We start from the raw sequence: 21,462 nt of genomic DNA, 5'->3' as shown, positions 1-21,462 counted from the left end.
GACCGCGAGCACTGACCCGCGAGCGCTGACATCGCCGGCCTGGTTCGGTGACGTCAAATCGGGGCAAACGACCAAGCATTAGGTTCGAATGACCGCTGCCCCGTACGATGGTGACTAGACAAAGAAGCCAAGTTTCGGTGATGGAGCAACGGTTGGTGTCCGACTCGATCGAACGGCGCGTCACGGTCGCCGACATCGCTGCCCAGGCCGGGGTGTCCCGCGCGACCGTGTCGAAGGTGCTCAACGGCCGTTCGGACGTGGCGCCCGCGACCCGGGTGCAGATCGAGGCCGTGCTCGTCACGCAAGGCTACATCCCCACCAAGCGCACCAAGCGGCCCGTGATCGCCGAACGCCGCGGCGGCCTGATGGAGATGCTGTTCAACGACCCGAGCACGCCGTGGGCCGCCGAGATGATCCGCGGCGCCGAGGAGGCCGCCCGGGGCGCCCGGGTCGGCATCGTGGTGTCCGTGCTGGACAGCGGCCCAGGGCGCGGGCAGCAGTGGCTGGAGGACATCGCCGAACGCTCCCCGCGCGGCATCATCCTCGCGCTGTCGGAGCTGACGGCGGCCGATCACAAGCGTATCGCCAAGCTCGGCGTTCCTGCCCTCCTCGTCGACCCGGTCGGCGACTCCGACACCGGTATCCCGTCCATCGGCGCGGGTAACTGGGGCGGCGGCATGGCCGCCACCCAGCACCTCATCGACCTCGGTCATCGGCGCATCGGCATGATCACCGGGCCGATGCGCTTCCTGTGCAGCCAGGCGCGGCTGGCCGGGTACCGCGCCACGCTGGAGCGGGCCGGGATCACAGCCGACGACGGGCTCGTGGAACACGGCGACTTTCATTACTCCTCCGGCCTCAAGCTGGCGCTGGCCCTGCTGGACCGGCCGGAGCCGCCCACGGCCATCTTCGCGGCCAACGACGAGCAGGCGCTCGGCGTCTACGCCGCGATCCAGCAGCGGGGCCTGCGGGTGCCCGACGACCTGAGCGTCGTGGGTTTCGACGACGTGCCGATGTCGCAGTGGGTGACCCCGCCGCTGACCACGGTGCGGCAGCCCATCGCGGAACTGGCCGCCCTGGCCGTCCGCACGCTGCTCGCGCACCAGGACGGCACCGAGATGCCCGAGGGCCGGGTCGAACTGTCCACCAAGCTGGTGGTGCGCGGCAGCACGGCGCCGCTGGCCCGGCGCCGGGCGCGCTGACCGGAGTTTCGATACACCCGAGCGATGTTTCGATGGTGTGGCCTGGACGTCGCCCGGAAAGCGCGAGGACGCTACCATTGCGTCGGCTACTGTTTCCGAAATTCCCTCGAAACTCCGCTAGCCGAGGATCTCCGGGTGAAAGAGAGACCGACGTGATCGAGACGCACGACATCGTCCGCCCGGCGGGCGAGCTCGTCGCCGGTTTGCAGGCCATCGGCAGCGCCACCGCGAGCAGCGAGCTCAACCGCCTCGGGGTCCGCAGCGCGCACATCCGCGGCCCGGTCTCGCACACGCCCGGCCGCTGCGTCGCCGGTCCGGCGCTCACCCTGCAGTTCATGCCGAAACGCGAGGACCTGTACCCGGTCGACGAGTACGCCGACCCGGAGAAGCAGCTGCACCGGCACGTGCTCTACCACACCCGGCCGGGCGACATCGTGGTGGTGGACGCGCGCGGCGACATGAGCAGCGGCGTGTTCGGCGAGATGATGCTGCTCTACTTCAAGCGCCGCGGCGGCCTCGGCGTCGTCGTGGACGGCTGTGTGCGCGACATCGGCAAGGTGCGGGACCTCGGCCTCGGCCTGTGGGTGCGCGGCGCCACGCCGAACTTCCACTCCCAGACCGACATCTTCCCCACCGCCGTCAACGTGCCGGTGGCGTGCGGCAACACCGTCGTGATGCCGGGCGACATCATCGTCGCCGACGACGACGGCGCGGTGGTCGTCCCGATCAAGCTGGCCCCGGCCCTGCTGGCCGAGGCGAGCCGGCACGCCGAATGGGAGGAGTTCTCCCGCCAGCGGCTGTCCCAGGGCGGCGACCTGAGGACGTACTATCCGCTGTCGGAGGAGGCCACGCCCGAGTACGAGCGGTGGCGGCGCGCCCGGCACGGAGCCGGCGCGTGACCCGCTTGAAGATCGTCGAGCTGGTGCCGTGGCTGGTGCGGTCCGGGGGCTCCTACTGGGGTGAGTTCCTGTTCCTGCAGGTGCGCACCGATCAGGGTGTGGACGGCTGGGGTGAGGTCACCACCACGACCCGCGCGGCCAACCGCGGCGTCGCGGCCATGCTGCGGCAGGCGGGTGAGCTGCTCGCCGGGCACGACCTGGCCAGGATCGAGGACATCTGGCACAAGCTGTTCCGGGCGTTCACCTACATGGGCAGCCGCGGCGCCGCCACCAACGTGATCAGCGCCGTCGACATCGCGTTGTGGGACATCCGCGGCAAGGTGCTCGGCGTGCCGGTGTACGACCTGCTCGGTGGCGCCGTCCGCGACGACCTGCTCCTCTACACCCACCCGGACCAGTCCAGGTTCGGCAGCAGGGACGGGGTCGCTGAGGAGATCGGGAAGATTGTCGACTCCGGGCACACCGCGATCAAGTTCGACCCGTTCCCGCACGAACCCGGCCAGCCGGAGGCCAACGACCGCTACCTCGACGGCCGGCTCAGCCGGGCGCTGGAGCGCGAGGCGATCGAGCTAACCGCGCTCATCCGCGAGCTCGCCGGGCCCGACGTCGAGCTGCTCGTCGACGCGCACGGCCGGTTCGACGTCCCCACCGCCATCCGGCTGGGACAGGCCCTGGACGAGGTGGGCGGCATCCACTGGTACGAGGAGCCGGTGCCGCCGGAGAGCCGCCACGCCCTCCAGCAGGTACGGGACCGGGTGCGGGTGCCCATCTCAGTGGGCGAACGGCTGCACACCCGCTGGGACTTCGTCCCGGTGTTGGAGAACCGGCTCGCCGACTTCGTGATGCCGGATGTCACCTGGACCGGCGGGATCAGCGAGCTGAAGAAGATCGCCACGATGGCCGAGGCGTACTACGTTCCGGTCTCCCCGCACGACGCGAGCGGCCCGGTCAACCTCGTCGCGGGCGGCCACGTGATGCTGACCGTGCCGAACTTCTACCGTCTCGAGTCGAGCGGCCACGATCTCAGCGCGTACAACCGGTTCCTGCGCACCCCGCTGGACAACCACGATGGCCGCCTGAAGCTTCCGCCGGGTCCCGGGCTCGGGCTCGACTTCGATATGGACTACCTGCGTGCCCACGCGCTAGAAGGAGTCAGGTGAACATCGTCAGGTATCGCGCGCGGCAATCCGCCGAGCCCCGGATCGGCCTGCACGACGACGGCTACGTCGCCGAGCTGACCGGTGTCGCGTCCCTCGCGCAGCTGTGGACGTTGCCGCTGGAGGAACTGCGCGCCAGGCTGGCTGGCGGCCCGCGAGGTGAGCGGGTGCCGCTGGCGGAGGTCGGGTTGCTGGCCCCGGTGGACGGCCGTACCGAGGTGTGGGGGGCGGGCGTCACGTACGAGACGTCCCGGGAGGCCAGGGTCGAGGAGAGCGAGCGCTCCGCGACCGTCTACGAGCAGGTCTACGACGCCGAGCGGCCCGAGCTGTTCTTCAAGTCGGTCGGCTGGCGGGCCGTGGGCACCGGGGGAGACCTCTCCATCCGCCCCGATTCGGAGGTGGACGTGCCCGAGCCCGAGCTGGCCCTGGTGGTGAACAGTCTCGGCGAGATCGTCGGGTACACGGTGTGCAATGACATGTCCTCGCGCAGCATCGAAGGCGAGAACCCGCTCTACCTGCCCCAGGCCAAGATCTTCTACGGCGCCTGCGGCCTCGGCCCGTGGGTCACCCCGGCGTGGGAGGTCGAGGACCCGTACGACCTGCCCATCCGGATGACGATCCACCGCGAAGGCGCACAAGTGTGGCACGGCGCGGCGAACACCGGGCGGCTGCGCAGGCGGCTGGACGGCCTGGTGGCCTACCTGATGTTCGGCGACGTGCACCCCGACGGCGTCGTGCTGTCCACCGGCACCTGCCTGGTGCCGCCGGCGCCGTTCACGCTCGCCCCCGGCGACGTGGTCGAGATCGGCATCGGCGGCGTGGGCGTGCTGCGCAACCCCATCGTGCGCGGCAAGCCCGGCGAATTCACCCCTACCCTGGAGACATCGCTGCGATGACCACCCCGACCCCCGAACCGCTGCGCTGGGCCATCATCGGCACCGGCGGCATCGCCGCGGCCTTCGCCGCGGACCTGCGGCTGTCCGACGCCGGTGAGCTGGTGGCGGTCGGCTCGCGCACCGCGGCCCGCGCCGAGGCGTTCGCCGCCCAGGTGGGCGCGCCCCGCTCCTACGGCGACCAGGCCGAACTGCTCGCCGCCGCGGACATCGACGCGGTGTACGTCGCGACCCCGCACACCGCGCACCGGGACGCCGCCATGGCCGCCATCGAAGCGGGCAAGGCCGTACTGGTCGAGAAGCCGTTCACCATCAACCGCGCCGAGGCCGAGGAACTGGTCAAGGCGGCCAGGGCCCGCGGGGTGTTCCTGATGGAGGCGATGTGGACGCGCTTCCTGCCGCACATGGTCCGCATCCGCGAGCTGCTCGCCGAGGGCCGCCTCGGCGACGTGCGGCTGGTGACCGCCGAGCACGGCGTCTGGTTCCGCCGCGACCCCGCGCACCGCATGTTCGACCCGCACCTCGGCGGCGGCGCCCTGCTCGACCTCGGGGTCTACCCGGTGTCGTTCCTGTCCATGGTCCTCGGCGCCCCCGCCACGGTGCTCGCCGCCACGCAGTTCGGCGACACCGGCGTGGACGGGCAGACCGCGGTGATCACCGGGTACGCGGGCGGCCGCCAGGGCGTGGCGACGAGCAGCATGGAGGCGTTCCTGCCGAACCGGGCGTCCATCGCCGGGACGGACGCGCGCATCGACATCGACGCCTGGTGGTATCGCCCGACGTCCTTCACGCTGACCGCGCGCACCGGCGCGGTGGAGCGCTACGAGTTCGCCGTGCCGGGCAACGGGCTGCGCTTCCAGACCGAGGAGGTCGCGCGCTGCGTGCGCGCGGGCCTGCTGGAGAGCCCGATCCTCACTCTCGGCGAGTCCTGCGAGATCATGGGCACGATGGACGAGGTCCGGGCCCAGGTCGGCTTGCGCTACCCGGGCGAGTGACGAAAGAAGGGGCGGTCCCGCTGCGATGCGGGGCCACCCCTTCTCGATTCGGGTGGCCCGCCGCCGCGCGGGGCCACCCTCTTTCCCGCCGTCACACGGTGGTGACGGTCGCCTCCATGACGCGGTCGAAGCCGACGTGGCGCCGCGGGCCGGTCATCGTGACGGCGATGGTCTCCCGGATGTCGGCGCTGGACGCTCCCACCCGCAGCTCCACCTCGCCCGGGTCGACCTGCCGCCGCCAGGACGCCCCGGTGTAGGAGGTCTGGTCGGCGTGCAGCGTGAGGGTGACCTCGCGCGTCTGGCCGGGGGCCAGGTCGACGCGGTGCGCGGCGAGCAGCGACTGCACGGGACGGGCGACCTCGGCGACCGGGTCGTGGAGGTACACCTGCACCACTTCGGACACCTCCCGGTCCGCCTCATTCCGCAGCGTGACCCGCACGTCGAACGTGCCGTCGGTGGTCCAGGACGCGTCCCCGGCGATCCCCGCCCAGGTGACCGGGGCGTACGACAACCCGTGGCCGAAGGCGAACAACTCTGTGGGGTCCACGTCGCTGACCTCGCTCCGCAGGGCGAGGGGCGCGCCCAGGTAGGTCGCGGGCTGGTTGCCGCCGTCCCGGGGGAAGCTCACCGGCAGCCGGCCCGCCGGGTTGGCTCGCCCGGACAGCACGTCGGCCAGCGCCGCCGCGCCCTCCTCGCCGGGGAAGAACCCGCACACCACGGCGGCCAGCCGGTCGATCTGCCGGCCGAGCTCGTACGGACGGCCGACCAGCAGCACCAGCACGACCGGAGTGCCGGTGGCGAGCACGGCCTCCAGCAGCTCCTCCTGGCGGCCGGGCAGGCGCAGGCCGCTCGCGTCGCAGCCCTCGCCGGAGGTGCCGCGCCCGAACAGTCCCGCCTGGTCGCCGAGCACCGCCACGCAGACATCGGCGTCGGCCGCGGCCGCCACCGCCGCGGCGATGCCCTCGTCGTCGCCGCCGAGTACCGGGACGCCCTGCGCGTACCGCACGTCGTAACCGGCGGGGTCGGCGCGCAGCGCGTCCACCAGCGTGGGCACCTCGATGCCCATCCCGACGCCCGGGTGGTGCACGCCGACGTGCATCGGGAAGGAGTAGCAGCCCAGCATGGCCTGCGGGGTGTCGGCGCGCGGCCCCACCACGGCCAGCTTCAGGCCCCCCGCCAGCGGCAGCGTGCCCGCGGTGTTGTGCAGCAGCACGACGGACCGGCGGGCCAGCTCACCGGCCAGCTCTCGCACCTCGGCGTCGTCCAGCACGACCTCGCCGTCCTCGTCCAGCACCGGCGGCTCCGGCGCCCAGCCCTCGTCGAGCAGGCCGAGCTCGCACTTCTGCAGCAGCACCCGCCGCAGCGCGCGGTCGATCAGCGCGATATCCACCTCGCCGCGCTCGATCGCGTCCACCAGCGGCGGCCCGAAACAGTTCACCGTGGGCAACTCGACATCGATCCCGGCGGTGAGCGCCAGCCGGGCCGCGTCCGCCGGAGACGCCGCCACGTGATGCAGGGTCTGCAGGAACGCGACGGAGAAATAGTCGGCCACCACCGTTCCGGTGAAACCGTACCTGTCGCGCAGCTGGTCGGTGAGCAGCGCGGGGTCGGCCGCCACCGGGGTGCCGTCGATGTCGGCGTAGGAGTTCATCACCGAGCCGGCGCCCGCGCGCAGCGCCATCTCGAACGGCGGCAGCAGCACGTCGGCGATCTCGCGGCGGCCCGCCGACACCGGGGCCAGGTTCCGGCCGCCCTTGGACGCCGAATACCCCACGAAATGCTTGAGCGTGGCGATGACGCCCGCGGACTGCACGCCGCGCACGTAGGCGCTTCCGATCGTGCCCACCAGCACCGGATCCTCGCCGATGGTCTCCTCGACCCGGCCCCACCGCAGGTCGCGCGCGACGTCCAGCACCGGGGCGAGGCCCTGGTGGATGCCCAGGCGCCGCATGGTGGCGCCGATCTGCGCGCCCATCCGCTCGATCAGCTCGGGGTCGAAGGTGGCGCCCCAGCACAGCGGCGAGGGGTAGACACCCGCCTGCCACGCGGCCAGGCCGGTCAGGATCTCCTCGTGCACCACCGCGGGGATGCCCCATCGCCCGGCCGCCATGATGGACCGCTGCGCGGCGGCGAGGGTGGCCGCGCCCTTGGCGACGTCGACCGGCGCGGTGCCGAACGGCCGGGTCAGCTGCCCCATGCCGTCCTTGACCAGCTCGTCCCACGGGAGGGGCAGCGAGGTGAACTCGTGCTGGTGCGGGGCCATCTCGCCGTCGGTGTTGTCGATGCCCACCCAGACGCCGTACAGCTGGGCGACCTTCTCGGGCAGGCTCATCAGCGCCATCAGCGCCTCGACCCGCTCCGCCGGTGACCGGCGGGCGTCCTTCCATACGTCTGTGCTCACGAGGGTCATATGTCACTCCGTTTAGTACGGCGGGTCATTCCAGCCACCCGCCAGGCGGGGGCGTCAGCCGGTCGAGCTCGTCCCACAGCTCGGCGGGGATCGGGGTGGTCGCGAGCTCCAGGGTCGCGGTGATCCGCTCGGGCTCGGAGACGCCGACGATGGTCGACGTCACCCGGGGATCGCGCAGCGAGAACTGCAGGGCGGCGGCGGCCAGGGGCACGTCGTGGGCGGCGCACGCGTTCCACATCGCGCGGACCGCTTCCCGCACCGACTCATCGGTGTCGCGGTAGGCGTAGCGGGGTTGCGCGTCGGGGCCTTTGACGAGCATTCCCCCGCCGTACGGCGCGCCGTTGACGAACGCGACCCCGCGCGCGACCGCGTCCTCGATCAGCGGGTCCGCGGCGCGGTCGACCAGGGTCCAGCGGTTGTGGTTGATCACGGCCTCGAACACGCCGGTCCCCACGAACCGGCGCATCAGCTCCACCGGCCCGCCCGCGATGCCGAGATGGCCGACCACGCCCTCCGCGCGCAGCGCGACCAGCGCCTCGACCGGGCCGCCCGGGGCCATGGCCTCCTCGAAGGTGACGTGGAACTCGGGGTCGTGCAGGTACATGACCGGCACGCGGTCCACCCCGAGGCGGTCCAGGCTCTCCGCCACCGAACGGCGCACCCGGTCGCCGGAGAAGTCGCCGGTGCCGGGGTCGGCGTCGGCCTTGGTGGCCAGCACGAAACCGCCGGGCAGGCCGCGGCGGCGCACCACGGCGCCGATGCGGCGCTCGGCGGTGCCGCCGCCGTAGTTGTTGGAGGTGTCCAGGAAGTTGAACGGCCCGTCCAGCACGGCGTCCACCGTGGCCTCGGCGCGGGCGTCGTCCACCTCGTAGCCGTACAGGGCGGGCATGCTGGCCAGCGGGCTGGTGCCGATGCAGATGGGCGTCACGCTGAGCCCGGTGCGGCCGAACGGGCGGCGCACCGCCGGGTCGTACGCCATGTCAGATCACGAACCTGTTCACGGGTCGGCCGCGGCGGCCGGGCTCGGCCCGGAAGATCGCGCCGGCGGCGGGCTGGTCACGGAGCTGGTCGGGGGTGAGGTCCTCGGTGGAGGTGGAGATGTACAGCTGGTCCAGGTCAGGACCGCCGAACGCGCACGAGGTGACCTGCGTGACGGGCAGGCGGACGGTCTGCTCGGCCCGGCCGCCGGTGTCGTAGCGGACCACGCGCGAGCCGCCCCAGAACGCCACCCACACCCCTCCGTCGGCGTCGACGGTCAGGCCGTCGGGAATGCCGGGCAGGTCGGAGGTGTCGGCGAACGTCCGGCGTCCGGACAGGGCGCCGGTGGTCACGTCGTAGTCGAACACGTCGACGCGGCGGGTCGGGCTGTCCACGAAATAGCACAGGGTGCCGTCGGGGGACCAGTCCAGGCCATTACTGATGGTGACGCCGGTCAGCACCGTGTGCAGCGAGCGGTCGGTGTCCAGGCGGTACAGGGCGCCCGCGCCCGGCGTGACGTCGTAGGCCATGCTCCCGGCGAGGTAGCGACCGGCGGGGTCGACGTTGCCGTCGTTCATGCGGATCTCCGGCCGCCCGGCGAGCGGCGCGGCGAGCCGCTCGGTCAGCGCGCCGCCCGAGGTCAGCGCCATGCCGTCGCCGTCCGCGACCAGCAGCGTCGCGGGGTCGGTGGTCGGGTGCACGGCGGTGACCGGGGCGGGCAGGTCGAACCAGCCGGCCCCGGCCTCGAAGATCCGCCCCCGGGGGATGTCGACGAACCGCAGGCGGCCCGCGACGTCGTCCCACACCACGCCCTCCAGGTGCACGCCGGAGACGTCCAGCCACACCTCGGCGGTCAGGTCACCCGGCATCACGGAGCCAGTGGCGTGAGCGCGGCGACGGCGGTCCGGTGCGCCTCGACCAGCCGGGCCAGCACCGCGTCGGTGGCCGGGTCCCGGCGGGTTTGCTCGAGGTGCGCGGACCGCCAGTCGTGCAGCCGGCGGGCACCCTCCGACCAGGTGGTCGTGGGCCGGAACGCGGGGACGAACCGCTTGATCTTGCTGTTGTCGAACACCGCGCTGTGCGCCAGGTCGCCGACGATCAGGTCGGACCAGAACCAGTCCGGCGCCACCTTCGGCAGGAACTCCGACGACAGGTGGAGCAACCGGGCCGGCGTGCCGGACGTGCGGGCGATGATGCCGTAGATCTCGTTCCAGGTCAGCGCCTCGTCGGAGGTGATGTGGAAGTCCTCGCCGATGGCCTGCCAGTTCCCGATCAGGCCGGCCAGGCCGACGGCGAAGTCCCGGGCGTGCGTCAGGGTCCACAGGCTGGTGCCGTCACCGGGCACGACCAGCTCGTCGCCGCGCGCGACGCGGTCCCAGGCGGTCCAGTCGCCGGGCAGCGGCGGGTGGGCGTCGTCGTAGGTGTGCGACGGGCGCACGACGGTGACCGGGAAGTCACGCTCCTCGTACGCGCGATGCAGCACGTCCTCGGCGGCGATCTTGTCCCGGGCGTAGGCCAGGTAGGGGTTGCGCCGGGTGGTCGACTCCGTGATCGGCCACTGCCGCACCGGCTTGTGGTAGATGGAGGCGGAGCTGATGTGCACGTACTGGCCGATCCGGCCGTCCAGCAGGTCGACCGCCGCCTCGGCGTCCTTGGCGCCGAAACTGAGGAAGTTGACCACGCTGTCGAACGCCGTGCCGGCCAGCGCCGCGCGGACGGACTCGGGGTCCTGGACGTCGCCGGTGATGGGGGTGACGCCGTCGGGGAGGGGGCGGCGGCCCGAGGTGCGGCCGCGGTTCAGGACGTACACGTCATGGCCCTGGCGGACGGACTCGGCCACGCACGACGAGCTGATCGTGCCGGTGCCGCCGATATAGAGAACCTTCATTGGGTGGACTCCAGCTCTGTGTGGATCGACGATTTCGAGGACTGGTGGTCAGCTGCGTGATTTGCCGGCGTACCAGTCCTCGAAGCCGTTCTCCACGATGCTGATCAGCAGGTCGTCGTTGCGGACGCCGATCTCCTCCAGCCGCTTGGCGATCTGGTCGAACATCGCCCACTTGGTGGTGACGTCGTACATGTGGACCATCTGGATCTGGACGCTGACCAGCTGGCGGCGGTCGACGCCGTTGTACGCCGGGTCGAAGACGATCTCGCCGGGCGCGTGCGTGCGGAAGATCTGGAACTTATCGGTCGGGTCCATCCCGAGCGCGTCCACCAGCGCTTGATGGATCCCTTCGCTGATCTGCTCGCCCAGCCGTTCGGCGAGGGAACGCTCTAGGTCGATCTGCACCAGAGGCACCGGTGGCTCCTTTACGGAAAATCGGCACAGAAAGTTTCGGAAATTATCCGAAACTTCAGGGGTATGTTGACAAAGTAGAACCACCGCCCCCGTACGTCAAGGCGGAGGACCGAACGACCTGGCCTGATGACCGCATTTTTGCCTGTCAGAGCGGTCTGGCCGCTGAATTCGAGGGCTCGATAGTTTCGACGAACTTTCGGTACCCGATCTACTACCGTAGGTCTCTGCGATTCCGGAACGAAAGCGAGGCCTGCCGTGAAGATCGCGGTTACAGGAGCGAGTGGCAAGGCCGGGCGGGCCGTGCTCCAGGACCTGCTCGCCCACGGGCACGAGGTGCGGGCCGTCGACGTGGCCGGCGCGCCCGGCGACCGCGGTGAGCTGTGGGAACAGCTCGGCACGCCGCTGCTGCGCGCGGACCTGACCGACTTCGGGGACACCGTCGACGCGCTGACCGGCGTGGACGGCGTCGTCCACCTGGCGGCGATCCCCGCGCCCGGCTACTTCACCGACGCCCGGACGCTCAACACCAACAACGCCATGAACGCCAACGTCTTCCTGGCAGGGGCCAAGCTCGGCGTCGGGCGGATCGTGTGGGCGTCCAGCGAGACCGCGCTGGGGTTCCCGTTCGGCCCGGACGCCCCGCCGCGCTACCTGCCCGTGGACGAGGACCACTACCCGTACCCGCTGTCGACCTACGCCCTGTCGAAGGTGGTCGGCGAGACGATGGCCGGGCACATCTCGGCGTGGTCGGGCATCCCGATCATCTCGCTGCGGCTGTCCAACATTCACGTCGCCGCCGACTACCCCAAGCTGCCCACCTACTGGGCCGACCCGCTGACCAGGGTGTTCGACCTGTGGGGCTACATCGACGACCGCGACGTCGCGCAGGCGTGCCGCCTCGGCCTGCTCGCCGACGTGACCGGCGCCCCGTCGTACGTGATCGCCGCGCGGGACACGCTGATGGACCGGCCCACGGCCGAACTGGCGGCGGAGGTGTTCCCCGGCGTGCCGGTGCGGCGCCCGCTGGACGGCTACGAGAGCGCGCTCGACATCACCCGGGCCCGGCAGGAGCTGGGGTTCGAGCCGGCCCACTCCTGGCGCGACATGCTCCCGTCCTGAGGGCCTTTCACCTGCGGCGACGCGGCGGGCTCGTGCTCTCCCTGACGACCAGGCTGGTGGACAGCTCCAGGCGCAGGGCCGGATGCGCGGGCTCCAGCACGTTGCGCACCGCCAGCACGGCCATCTGGGCGAGGGGCTGGCGGACGGTGGTCAGCCGGGGGAACATCCACTCGCAGACCTCGGTGTCGTCGAAGCCGACCACGCTGAGGTCGTCGGGCACCCGCAGGCCCCGCCCGCGCATCTCCTCGTACACCCCCGCCGCCTGCTGGTCGGAGCCGGCGAACACGGCGGTGGGCGGGTCCGGCAGGTCGAGCAGCGCGGCCGCGCCGCGCCGGCCGCCCTCGGCGTAGAAGTCGCCCTGCCGCACCAGGCGCTCGTCGACCGGCAGGCCCGCGCGGCGCAGCGCGGCGCGGTAGCCGTCGAGGCGCTCCAGGCTGCACCGCACGTCGTCGGGCCCGGTGATCACGCCGATCCGGCGGTGGCCGAGGCCGATCAGGTGCTCGGTGGCCGCGAAACCGCCGGCCCAGTTGGTGGCGCCGATGGTGGGGATGTCGTGGTCGTACCCGCCGAACTGGTCGATGACCACGAACGGCGCCTCGATCGTGCGCAGCCGCGTCGCGGCCACGTGCCGGGTGCTCGACGCCACCAGGACCACGCCGTCGGTCGGCCGGGAGGCGAGGGCGCTCAGCCACTCGCGCGGGTTGGCCTGCCGGTCGTGCGTGACGGTCAGCACCAGCCGGGTGCCCAGCCGGTACGCCTCCTGCTCGGCGCCGCGCAGCAGCTCGCAGGCCCAGGCGGTGTCCAGCTCGGTGATCACGAAGTCCACCAGGCCCACCTTGCGTGGCTCTGACCTGGCCCGACGCTGGTAACCTGTCGAGCTCAGCGCGTCCTGCACGCGCCGGCGGGTCTCCGGGCCGACGGCGTCACGGCCGTTGAGCACCTTGCTCACGGTCGGCACGGACACGCCCGCCTCCCGGGCGACCATCGCGATGGTCACCCGGTTGGCCCGCTTGCTGGTGGCCCGCTTCCGTGTGCTCGGTTCGATCGCCACGACACCTCTTCATGCTTCGGTTCGGTCTGTCGAAACTTTCTACAACCGTAGCATCGGCGCGGCTGGAGTGGTCCAGGCTGCCTGGAACAGCGGAAACTCGCTGTCAGGGCCTAGCGTGACGCCTAGGTCAAGCCGCGATGACCCCGCTGTGAAGATCAGGAGTTTCGAAACTCAACGGAAACAATTCAGCTCAAATTCTTGACACTGTGAGGTGGCCGATGTTTCGCTCTCCCGAGACCACTTTTCGAAACTTTCGGAAGTTTCGGCTCTCGTCGTTCGGCCGAACCGTCGGCAGCTCGCAGGGCGGCGTCATACCACGGTGCGTGCCTATCACGTGCAAGGAGAGATCACATGCTGGGATCCTCGCGAACCAGGAAGCGTAGTCCCTTTGGAACCGTCGCCGCGCTCATGGCCGTAGGGTTGACGCTGGCCGGATGCGCCGGCGGCGCACCGGCCGAGACCGCGGACAAGGGATCCGCCGACTCGGGGAACATCACCTGGTGGGGGTGGACGCCCGACGCGACGCCCGCCGAGGCCTACATCAAGGCCTTCAACAAGGTCTACCCGAACATCAAGGTCACCTTCAAGAAACTCACCATCGACGGCTACGACGCGGCCATCCGTCCCGCGCTGGCCTCCTCGGTGGGCCCGGACGTCTTCGACGTCGCGCCGGGCGCCGCCAACGGTTCGGTCGACATCTACGGCGTCAACGCCGTGGACCTCACGCCCGCCGTCGAGAAGGCGCTGGGCGCGGACTGGAAGTCGAAACTGGCCCCGATCGGGGTGACCAGCCTGATGAACGGCGGCAAGCTCGCCGCCCTGTCGGTCGGTTCGGTGTTCTCCGGAACGGTCTGGGTGAACAAGGACCTGTTCGACAAGTACCAGCTGACCCCGCCGAAGACGTACGACGAGTGGAAGAAGGTCTGCGAGACCTTCAAGTCCAACAACGTCGGCTGCTTCGTGCAGGGCGCCGCGCAGACCGCGTTCAACGAGGACACCCTCCAGGCCATCACCGACAACGTCGCGCCGGGCGTCTGGGAGAAGGCGCTCAAGGGCGAGGTCCCGTGGACCGACCCGGCGATCGTCAAGGCGCTGGGCCTCTGGAAGAAGCTCTTCGACGACGGGATCATGCAGGAGGGCGCCCTCGGCATGCAGCAGTACCCCGACGCCAACAACGGCTTCATGTCCGGCAAGTACGCCATGGTGATGATGGGCACCTGGTACATGCAGTACTCCACCGTCGAGGGCAGCACGGCGGCCATCTCCGGCGCCGGCGTCGCCGACCCCAAGCCGTTCACCCAGCTCCCCATCCCGTTCCCGGACGTGGCGGGCACCGGCAACGTCGGCGCGCTCTACGGTGACGCGGACTTCGGGCTTGCCGTGAACCAGAGGTCCAAGTCCATCGCCGCCGCCACGACCTTCGCGACCTGGCTCGGCACCTCGGCGGCGGGCCAGCAGGTGGTGGCCGATATCCTCAACGACATCCCCGCCCTGACCAGCGCGCAGCCCAACTGGGACACCGTCAAGCTGGTCAACCCCGAGGTGCAGCGGCCGGCGCTGGAGAAGCTGATCACCGACGCCGGCAAGTCCACCGAGCCGCGCCTGGCGACCGTGGTCGCCGACCTGCAGACCGCGATCGGCGTCGCGTCGACCACGGTGGCGGCGGGCCAGGCCACCCCCGAGCAGGCCGCCGCCACGCTGCAGGCCACCGCCTCGAAGATCAAGTAAACCAGCGGACGGCCGTCCCATTCACTACGTACGTGCAGGGAGAACCATGACCTCCACGACCTCGCGGAAGACCGGGGCGCGCCGTCCGTCGTCCACCGCGCCTCCCTCCCCGGGACGCTCCCGGGGAGGGGTGCTGCGACCCTCCGGCATTCCGTGGATCATGCCGGCGTTCATCCTCGTCGTCGGCATCCTCTACTTCTGCATCGGCGAGACCGGCTACCTGTCGACCCTGGACTGGGACGGCACCAGCCCGACGCCGACCCCGGTGGGCCTGGACAACTACCAGCGGATCCTGCAGGACCCGATCTTCTGGCAGGCCATCTGGCACACCGTGATCTTCTTCATCGTGACCTTCACCGCGCAGACCGCCATCGGGTTCGTGTTCGCGGCGCTGCTGCACTCGAAGGTCAAGCTGGGCGCCGTCTACAAGGTGATCGTCTTCACCCCGGTGGTCATCGCGCCGGCGACGATGGCGCCGGTGTTCCGGCAGATGTTCGCCGCCGACGGCCAGCTCAACTGGACCCTGGACCACATCGGCCTGGGGTTCCTGTCCCAGCCGTGGCTGGCCCAGTCGAGCACGGCGATGCCGGTCATCATGTTCATCACCGTCTGGAATTTCACCGGCCTGACGTTCGTGCTCTACTACGCGGCGATGGGGCAGATCGACCCCGAGACGCTGGAGGCCGCCCGTACCGACGGGGCCAGCAACATCCGCACGCTGGTCAGCATCGTGTGGCCCGGGGTGCGCGGCACCACCGTGGCGCTCGGCATGCTCAGCGTGATCGGGGCGCTGAAGACCTTCGACGTCCCCTACCTGGTGACCATCGGCGGCCCCAACTACGCCACCGAGTTCCTCGGCACCTACATCTACCGGATCAGCATCCCCAGCGCCCACGTCGGGTACGGGGCGGCCCTGTCGATCATGTTGCTCATCCTGGCCCTGGCCGGCGCCATCGCCATCGCCGTCCGGGCCAACAGAAAGGACAGTGAGACCGGTGTTTGAGGCACGCCGCCTGCCGGCCAAGCTCGTGCTGCAGGCCCTGGTCACCCTGATGATCATCCCGTACCTGTTCCCCCTGGTCGTCATGGTGCAGGGCTCGCTGGCGGGGGAGGGCGCCGGCAACTACCGCGCGGTGTTCGAGGTCGGCGCCATCGGGACGTTCTTCAAGAGCAGCGTCATCATCTCCGTCTCGACGATCCTGATCGTGTACGTCCTGACGATGCTCGCCGCCTTCGGATTCTCCAAGCTGCACATCCGCCGCAAGGAGGTCTACTTCTGGATGATCCTGGCCGCGCTCACCCTGCCCGAGGTCGTGCTGCTCACCCCGCTGTTCGCGACCACCCTCGCGCTCGGCGTGTACGACACGTACTGGGCGGTGGTCCTGCCGCTGGCCGCCCTGCAGATCCCGTTCACCATCCTGATCGCGCGCAGGTTCATCGACGGCGTGCCGGACGCGCTGTTCGACGCGGCCAGGATCGACGGCGCCGGCACGTTCACGGCCTTCCGCTACATCGTCGTGCCGATGACGCGGCCGATCGCCGCCGCGATCGTCGTGCTGACGCTGATCGGCTCGTGGAACGCCTACCTGCTGCCGCTGGTGCTCATCCAGGACCCGGCCCAGCAGACCGTCACGCTGCTGCCGCAGTTCTTCGTCAGCCAGTTCAGCAACGACCAGACCAAGGTGCTGGCCAGCGCGGTCATCACCGCGATCCCCGAGATCGTGGCCTACCTGTGCCTGCAAGGCCTCTTCGAGCGCGGCCTGTCGGCCGGCGCGATCAAGTAACTATTAATCAGAAACCCGTCCCATAGCCAGCCGCATAGCCGCCGACCAGGCGATTCACCGCTGCGGCTGTCCAGATCACGACTTTCTAATTAACAGAATGAGGAACAGACCCCATGACGTTTCTTCGTACCGTGGGACGCCAGTTCATGGACGAGACGGACACCCCCGTCCGTCTGCGCGGCGTCGCGGTGGGCGGCTGGCTGAACATGGAGAACTTCATCACCGGCTACTCCGGTAACGAGTCCCTCATGCGCGGCACGGTCCGTGCGGTCCTGGGCGAGGACCGCTACGAGCTCTTCTTCGAGCGCCTGCTGACCGCGTTCTTCGGCGAGGACGACGCGAAGCTGCTGGCCGACGCGGGCATGAACTGCGTGCGCTTCCCGGTCAACTACCGCCACTTCGAGGACGACAGCAAGCCGTTCGAGTTCAAGAAGGACGGGTTCCGGCACCTGGACCGGGCCATCGAGGCGTGCGCGCGGCACGGCATCTACTCGGTCATCGACCTGCACGCGCTGCCCGGCTCGCAGAACCACCACTGGCACTCCGACAACCCCACGCACCGCCCCGCGTTCTGGGACCACCCGCACTTCCAGGACCGCGTGGTGGCGATGTGGGAGCACATCGCCGAGCACTACAAGGACAACCCCTGGGTGGCCGGATACAACCCAATCAACGAGCCCGCCGACGAGTCACGGCTGGTGGTCGGCCCGTTCTACACCCGCCTGGTGGAGGCCATCCGCGCGATCGACGACCGGCACATCCTGTTCCTGGACGGCAACACCTACTCCACCGAGTTCGACGTCTTCGACGAGCCGTGGGAGAACACCGTCTACGTCTGCCACGACTACGCCGCCCCGGGCCTCGGCGGCGGTGGCGACTACCCCGGCACGACCGACGGCAGGTTCTTCGACAAGGCGGCCCTGGAAGCCAAGTACGCCGAGCGCACCGAATACTGCCGCCGCACCGGTACCCCCGTCTGGGTCGGCGAGTTCGGCCCCATCTACACCGGCGACGAGCGCACCGACGCCATGCGCCGCCAGCTGCTGACCGACCAGCTCGACATCTACCGCCGCGACGACGCCGGCTGGTCCATCTGGATGTACAAGGACCTGGGCCGCCAGGGCCTGGTCATGGTCCGCCCCGACTCCCCCTACCTGAAGCGCTTCGGCGATTTCGTCGCCAAGAAGAACCGCCTCGGCGCCGACCAGTGGGGCAGCGACGGCTACGGCATCCCCGAAATCATCAAGCCCTTCCAGGACATGATCGCCGACGAGTTCCCCGGCTTCGACCCGTACCCCTGGGGCCGCTTCGACTGGGTCCGCACCTTGATCCTCAACCTCACCGTGGCCCAGCCCCTGGCGTACGAATACGCCGAACTCTTCCGCGACCTCACCGACGACGACCTCATCGCCCTGGCCGACTCCTTCGCCCTCGCCAACTGCGACGTCCGCACCACCCTCCGGGACCAGCTGACCGCCGGCTGATCAGTCCGGGCCTTCGGGGTGCATTCCGGTTGCGGTGACTTGCGGCTTAGGCGAGACTCGTCGGCGATCGCGAGGAGGGGACGATGAGCGCCGCCGACAAAGGCAGCAATGCCTATCTGCAACAGGTCGTCGCGCAGCAGGCGGTGCTTGAGGATGATCTCAGGGCCCGCCGCGGCGCCGCCGCGGCCGGAGCGGCGCCCGCGGCTCCGGCGGCCAGGCGGGCGAGCCCGCTGGCCAAACGCGAGGGGGCACTCGGCGGGGGCATGGGCGAGAAGCTGACGCCAGGGCCGGTGGACGTGCGGATCACCGGCTTCTGGCGCTGGAAGAACGTGCTCGTGCCGCCCAACGCGTTCGTGGTGCACACCCGGCGGGGCCGGGCGACGCCGCTGCACATCGGGCTCGGGGTGTCGTTCCGCTTCAATCCCGCCATCGACTCCTTCCTGGTGGTGCCGGGGGCCACCCAGACCATCCTGATCAACGCGTACTGCGTCTGCCGGGAGCTCCAGGGTGTGCTGGTGCAGGGCTACGTGCAGTGGATCATCCAGGACTTCGGCACCGCCTACCGCAAGCTGGACTTCAGCGACCTGGACGACCCGATGCGGCTGGTCAACCTCCAGCTGCGCGAGCAGGCGGAGGCGGCGATCAAGGACAAGGTCGCGACCATGGGCGTCCTCGACGTGCTCAGCGACAAGCAGCCCATCATCGAGGAGCTGACCGCCCGGCTGCGCGCCGTGGCCGAGGGCGAGGACAACAGCGACCAGGGACTCGGCCTGCGCATCGTCACCGTGCAGATCAAGGAGGCCGTGGTCAGCTCGTCGCGGCTCTGGGAGAACCTGCAGAAGCCGTACCGGTCCGAGCAGGGTCAGATCGCCCGGCTGGCCGAACTGCAGGCCGAGGAGGCCATCGCCCAGCGGGAGATGGCGACCGAGCGGCTCAAGGAGACCCAGCGCCTGGAGTACGAGCGGGAGCTCGCCGAGCTGCGCGCCCGTAACGAGGCCCGGCTGTTCGACACCCAGGCGGCCGAGCGGCTGCGGCGCACCCAGCGGGAGCACGACGACGCCAGGGCGGTGTCGGAGCTGGAGACCGAGACCACCCTGCACGCGCTGCGGATGGAGCGCGAACGGCACGCCGAGGAGGCCGAGACCGGCAGGCTCAGGATCGAGCGGGAGCAGGAGCTCAAGCGCCTGGAGCTCGACGGCGAGCTGGAGCTGGCCCGCTCCCAGGCGCAGTCCGAACACGAGCGGGCCCTGCTCGACGTGGAGCGCGCGCGGCTGCGGGCCGACATCGAGAACCAGCAGACCCCGGCCAGCCTGCAGGCGTTGCTGATCGGCTCGCTGCCCGAGATCATGGCGAAGCTGCCCAAGCCCGCGGAAGTGCGCACGGTGTCGATCAACGGCACCGACCGGACCACCGTGTCCGGCCTCCTGGCCGAGATCGCCACCGTGGTCGGCGCCCTGCGCCCCGACCAGCCGGAATCCTGAAGCTCAACCCTCGAGGAGACTGCTGCAGATCGAGCACCGCGACCGCCGCGTCGTGGCTGATCTCGCCCAAGGGGAGGTTGTCATGGACACCATCGCACCGAACGTCGGGGCGGCATTCCGGGCGGGAAAGCTCGGCCACTTCCATGACGCCGCCGCCTACGCCCGGTATCGGCGGGCCTACGACCGCGCGATGGCAGCCCTGCCCGCGCCGAGCGCGACCCTGGACGTGCCGACCGGCTTCGGCAGCGTTCGCGTCTACCGGTTCGGACCCGCCGACGGAGTGCCGCTGCTACTGCTGCCCGGTCGCACCGCGGCCGCGCCCATGTGGGAAGCCAACCTGGCCGGCCTGGCGAGAACCCGCCCGGTGTACGCGATGGATCTCATCGGAGAGCCAGGCCTCTCCGTGCAGACCCGCCGCCTGACCTCCGCCGAAGACCAGGCGGCCTGGCTCGCGTCCCTGCTCGACGGCCTGCCCGAACCTGTGCTCGACGTGTTGGGCCTGTCGATCGGCGGCTGGTCCGCGTTCAACCTCGCCGTACACCGGCCGGCCGGAGTACGCTCCCTCATCCTGCTCGAACCAGCCGCCACCTTCGGCGCCATCACCTGGAAGGTCGTCATCATCTCCCTTGGGTCCGTCCTCCCCATGCCCAGGGCCATACGGCGCCGCCTGCTGAGCTGGATCTCCGGCGGCGCCGACGCCTCCGAAGACGACCCAGTCGCCGCCCTGATCGCCGCCGGCATGCGCGACTTCACCACCAGCCTTCCCCGCCCCGCCTACCCCACCGACGACCAGATCGCCCGAATCGACCTCCCCACCTTGGTGATCATCGGCGGCCGCAGCATCATCCACGACCCCAGCAAGGCCGCGGCCCGCGCCCGCCGCCTCCTACGCCACGGCACCGTCGAGCTCTGGCCGGAGGCATCACACGCCATCAACGGCGAATTCCCCGAGCGCATCGAAACAACGGTCAACGACTTCCTGGCCAAGCACGAATCCGGGTGAGAAGACGTTAATGCACGCCTCACCGAGCCCTCACCGCTTGTCGAAATCCTTCGTATGGCCAGGCAGCCCTGGCCGAAGCCGACGAAGGGCACGACATGAACAAGATCAAGCTGACTCTGGCCGGAACCGTCCTCGGCACTGTTGTCGGCGGCCTGGCCGTGGCCACCCCGGCATTCGCGGAGGAACGCGCCTGCCGGGGGACCATCCGCGCCGCGACCCTTGACAACGTCCGCGTCCCGGCGGGCGCGACCTGCACCCTCCTCGGCACCCGGGTGAAAGGCACCATCAAGGTAGAGCGAAACGCGATCCTGGTAGCCCGCAAGGTGAACGTCGAAGGCAACGTCCAGGGCGAGGGCGCCCGCGCCGTCTCCGTGGTCGGCGGCTCGATCGTACGCGGCGGCGTCCAGGTGAAGCAGGGCGGCGCCGCCACCGTGACCTCGTCCCGGATCAACGCCGACATCCAACTCGACGCCAACCGCCGCTATCTACGGGTCAACAACAACCGAGTCGGCGGCAGCATCCAGGTGATCGGCAATCACCATGGCGCCCAGATCCACCGCAACTCAGTCAAGGGCAACCTCCAGTGCAAGGAAAACCACCCGAAGCCAACCGGAAGCAGAAACTCCGTCGGCGGCAACAAGGAAGACCAGTGCCGCGGCTTCTGACCTGATTTCGGGACGTCAGGTGCTCGTCTCTTTCTCCGGCGGGGATGCGAGTTCCACCGGGGTTCCCCAGGAGGAGAAGCGAATGTCGCTCTTCTTCTCCATGGGGCCGAGTGTGTATTCAGGGTCGGAGTAGCTCGTGACCAGTCGTGTCGGCAGCCCGTCCGGGCCCACCGACATCCGCCATGACATCACCAGTCCGGCCTCTCGGGTGTCGGTCAGGTCCTCGGCCTGGAATGACGGCGATACGGCGTGGAGAGCCCCCAGCGTGATCGTTCCTTCGTACCCGCCGCCGGACTGCTTCGCCGTCGACG

20 protein-coding genes are annotated in these 21,462 nt (G+C 70.1%); 13 read left to right on the top strand and 7 right to left on the bottom strand.

Translation table 11 applies throughout. The annotated features are described in order from the left end of the window. Window positions 1-155 precede the first annotated feature (155 nt). The 5 genes from ABGB08_RS10800 to ABGB08_RS10780 all read left to right on the top strand — a co-directional run bounded on the left by ABGB08_RS10800 (window position 156) and on the right by ABGB08_RS10780 (window position 5,146). Window positions 156-1,202: a LacI family DNA-binding transcriptional regulator gene (locus ABGB08_RS10800; RefSeq protein WP_347588965.1), complete on the top strand. Its 1,047-nt coding sequence runs from the start codon at window positions 156-158 to the stop codon at window positions 1,200-1,202. Window positions 1,203-1,354: 152 nt separating this feature from the next. Then, window positions 1,355-2,101 carry a ribonuclease activity regulator RraA gene (locus ABGB08_RS10795; RefSeq protein ID WP_347588963.1) on the top strand — a complete coding sequence of 249 codons (747 nt, stop codon included), beginning with the start codon at window positions 1,355-1,357 and terminating at the stop codon, window positions 2,099-2,101. Next, window positions 2,098-3,261, top strand: a complete 1,164-nt coding sequence (locus ABGB08_RS10790; protein WP_347588961.1) for a mandelate racemase/muconate lactonizing enzyme family protein — start codon at window positions 2,098-2,100, stop codon at window positions 3,259-3,261. The genes ABGB08_RS10795 and ABGB08_RS10790 overlap by 4 nt, the downstream gene beginning before the upstream one ends. Beyond that, complete coding sequence (locus ABGB08_RS10785; RefSeq protein ID WP_347588959.1) at window positions 3,258-4,154, top strand: fumarylacetoacetate hydrolase family protein; 897 nt, start codon at window positions 3,258-3,260, stop codon at window positions 4,152-4,154. Before ABGB08_RS10790 ends, ABGB08_RS10785 begins: the two co-directional genes overlap by 4 nt. Next, on the top strand, window positions 4,151-5,146 hold the full coding sequence (locus tag ABGB08_RS10780; protein ID WP_347588957.1) for a Gfo/Idh/MocA family oxidoreductase: 996 nt from the start codon (window positions 4,151-4,153) through the stop codon (window positions 5,144-5,146). Before ABGB08_RS10785 ends, ABGB08_RS10780 begins: the two co-directional genes overlap by 4 nt. Before the next feature lie 91 nt (window positions 5,147-5,237). Here ABGB08_RS10780 and ABGB08_RS10775 read toward each other — a convergent pair whose 3' ends face one another. From ABGB08_RS10775 to ABGB08_RS10755, 5 genes are read right to left on the bottom strand one after another with little or no spacing between them, the layout of a single operon-like run. Further along, on the bottom strand, window positions 5,238-7,547 hold the full coding sequence (locus ABGB08_RS10775; protein ID WP_347588955.1) for a glycoside hydrolase family 3 N-terminal domain-containing protein: 2,310 nt from the start codon (window positions 7,545-7,547) through the stop codon (window positions 5,238-5,240). A gap of 34 nt (window positions 7,548-7,581) precedes the next feature. Beyond that, a complete protein-coding gene (locus tag ABGB08_RS10770) occupies window positions 7,582-8,535 on the bottom strand; it encodes an aldo/keto reductase (RefSeq protein WP_347588952.1) in 954 nt (317 codons plus the stop codon). A 1-nt stretch (window position 8,536) separates the two neighbouring features. Beyond that, window positions 8,537-9,403, bottom strand: coding sequence for an SMP-30/gluconolactonase/LRE family protein (locus ABGB08_RS10765; protein ID WP_347589191.1), 867 nt, complete (start codon window positions 9,401-9,403; stop codon window positions 8,537-8,539). Continuing rightward, window positions 9,403-10,422: an NAD-dependent epimerase/dehydratase family protein gene (locus ABGB08_RS10760; RefSeq protein WP_347588950.1), complete on the bottom strand. Its 1,020-nt coding sequence runs from the start codon at window positions 10,420-10,422 to the stop codon at window positions 9,403-9,405. The genes ABGB08_RS10765 and ABGB08_RS10760 overlap by 1 nt, the downstream gene beginning before the upstream one ends. 48 nt (window positions 10,423-10,470) lie before the next feature. Beyond that, the gene (locus ABGB08_RS10755) at window positions 10,471-10,836 is read right to left on the bottom strand and encodes a tautomerase family protein (RefSeq protein WP_347588948.1); all 366 of its coding nucleotides are present in this window, start codon (window positions 10,834-10,836) and stop codon (window positions 10,471-10,473) included. A gap of 255 nt (window positions 10,837-11,091) precedes the next feature. Between ABGB08_RS10755 and ABGB08_RS10750 the strand changes: the two genes are divergently transcribed. Continuing rightward, window positions 11,092-11,955 (top strand): NAD(P)-dependent oxidoreductase, encoded by an 864-nt coding sequence (locus tag ABGB08_RS10750; RefSeq protein ID WP_347588946.1) that lies wholly within the window; start codon window positions 11,092-11,094, stop codon window positions 11,953-11,955. 7 nt (window positions 11,956-11,962) lie between these two features. On the opposite strand, the gene ABGB08_RS10745 is transcribed toward ABGB08_RS10750, so the two are convergent. After that, window positions 11,963-13,006, bottom strand: a complete 1,044-nt coding sequence (locus tag ABGB08_RS10745; protein WP_347588944.1) for a LacI family DNA-binding transcriptional regulator — start codon at window positions 13,004-13,006, stop codon at window positions 11,963-11,965. A gap of 408 nt (window positions 13,007-13,414) precedes the next feature. Between ABGB08_RS10745 and ABGB08_RS10740 the strand changes: the two genes are divergently transcribed. From ABGB08_RS10740 to ABGB08_RS10710, 7 genes are all read left to right on the top strand, one after another. Next, window positions 13,415-14,734, top strand: a complete 1,320-nt coding sequence (locus ABGB08_RS10740) for an ABC transporter substrate-binding protein (RefSeq protein WP_347588942.1) — start codon at window positions 13,415-13,417, stop codon at window positions 14,732-14,734. A 46-nt stretch (window positions 14,735-14,780) separates the two neighbouring features. Then, window positions 14,781-15,737 carry a sugar ABC transporter permease gene (locus ABGB08_RS10735; RefSeq protein WP_347588940.1) on the top strand — a complete coding sequence of 319 codons (957 nt, stop codon included), beginning with the start codon at window positions 14,781-14,783 and terminating at the stop codon, window positions 15,735-15,737. Further along, on the top strand, window positions 15,730-16,518 hold the full coding sequence (locus tag ABGB08_RS10730; protein ID WP_347588938.1) for a carbohydrate ABC transporter permease: 789 nt from the start codon (window positions 15,730-15,732) through the stop codon (window positions 16,516-16,518). Before ABGB08_RS10735 ends, ABGB08_RS10730 begins: the two co-directional genes overlap by 8 nt. 113 nt (window positions 16,519-16,631) lie before the next feature. Beyond that, window positions 16,632-18,002, top strand: coding sequence for a cellulase family glycosylhydrolase (locus tag ABGB08_RS10725; RefSeq protein ID WP_347588936.1), 1,371 nt, complete (start codon window positions 16,632-16,634; stop codon window positions 18,000-18,002). An 83-nt stretch (window positions 18,003-18,085) separates the two neighbouring features. Further along, window positions 18,086-19,483, top strand: a complete 1,398-nt coding sequence (locus ABGB08_RS10720) for an SPFH domain-containing protein (RefSeq protein ID WP_347588934.1) — start codon at window positions 18,086-18,088, stop codon at window positions 19,481-19,483. An 82-nt stretch (window positions 19,484-19,565) separates the two neighbouring features. Continuing rightward, window positions 19,566-20,486 carry an alpha/beta hydrolase gene (locus ABGB08_RS10715; RefSeq protein ID WP_347588932.1) on the top strand — a complete coding sequence of 307 codons (921 nt, stop codon included), beginning with the start codon at window positions 19,566-19,568 and terminating at the stop codon, window positions 20,484-20,486. Window positions 20,487-20,581: 95 nt separating this feature from the next. Continuing rightward, window positions 20,582-21,151, top strand: a complete 570-nt coding sequence (locus ABGB08_RS10710; RefSeq protein WP_347588930.1) for a hypothetical protein — start codon at window positions 20,582-20,584, stop codon at window positions 21,149-21,151. Between the two features lie 15 nt (window positions 21,152-21,166). Here the strand turns inward: ABGB08_RS10710 and ABGB08_RS10705 are convergent, their stop codons facing one another. Next, entirely contained in the window at window positions 21,167-21,328 is a 162-nt protein-coding gene (locus tag ABGB08_RS10705) for a hypothetical protein (protein WP_347588928.1), read from the bottom strand. Window positions 21,329-21,462: the final 134 nt, after the last annotated feature.

The organism is Acrocarpospora sp. B8E8, assembly GCF_039871605.1.
GTDB classification, from domain to species: Bacteria; Actinomycetota; Actinomycetes; order Streptosporangiales; family Streptosporangiaceae; genus Acrocarpospora; species Acrocarpospora macrocephala.
The sequence above is the reverse complement of the archived record's forward strand: the minus strand, read 5'-3'. Positions and strand labels throughout refer to the sequence as shown.

Bases quoted from the DNA above. Each gene is read 5' to 3' on its own strand.
- ABGB08_RS10765 (WP_347589191.1), bottom strand. From the start codon at position 9,403: ATGCCGGGTGACCTGACCGCCGAGGTGTGGCTGGACGTCTCCGGCGTG.
- ABGB08_RS10715 (WP_347588932.1), top strand. From the start codon at position 19,566: ATGGACACCATCGCACCGAACGTCGGGGCGGCATTCCGGGCGGGAAAG.
- ABGB08_RS10725 (WP_347588936.1), top strand. From the start codon at position 16,632: ATGACGTTTCTTCGTACCGTGGGACGCCAGTTCATGGACGAGACGGAC.
- ABGB08_RS10710 (WP_347588930.1), top strand. From the start codon at position 20,582: ATGAACAAGATCAAGCTGACTCTGGCCGGAACCGTCCTCGGCACTGTT.
- ABGB08_RS10770 (WP_347588952.1), bottom strand. From the start codon at position 8,535: ATGGCGTACGACCCGGCGGTGCGCCGCCCGTTCGGCCGCACCGGGCTC.
- ABGB08_RS10735 (WP_347588940.1), top strand. From the start codon at position 14,781: ATGACCTCCACGACCTCGCGGAAGACCGGGGCGCGCCGTCCGTCGTCC.
- ABGB08_RS10720 (WP_347588934.1), top strand. From the start codon at position 18,086: ATGAGCGCCGCCGACAAAGGCAGCAATGCCTATCTGCAACAGGTCGTC.
- ABGB08_RS10740 (WP_347588942.1), top strand. From the start codon at position 13,415: ATGGCCGTAGGGTTGACGCTGGCCGGATGCGCCGGCGGCGCACCGGCC.
- ABGB08_RS10780 (WP_347588957.1), top strand. From the start codon at position 4,151: ATGACCACCCCGACCCCCGAACCGCTGCGCTGGGCCATCATCGGCACC.
- ABGB08_RS10760 (WP_347588950.1), bottom strand. From the start codon at position 10,422: ATGAAGGTTCTCTATATCGGCGGCACCGGCACGATCAGCTCGTCGTGC.
- ABGB08_RS10705 (WP_347588928.1), bottom strand. From the start codon at position 21,328: ATGTCGGTGGGCCCGGACGGGCTGCCGACACGACTGGTCACGAGCTAC.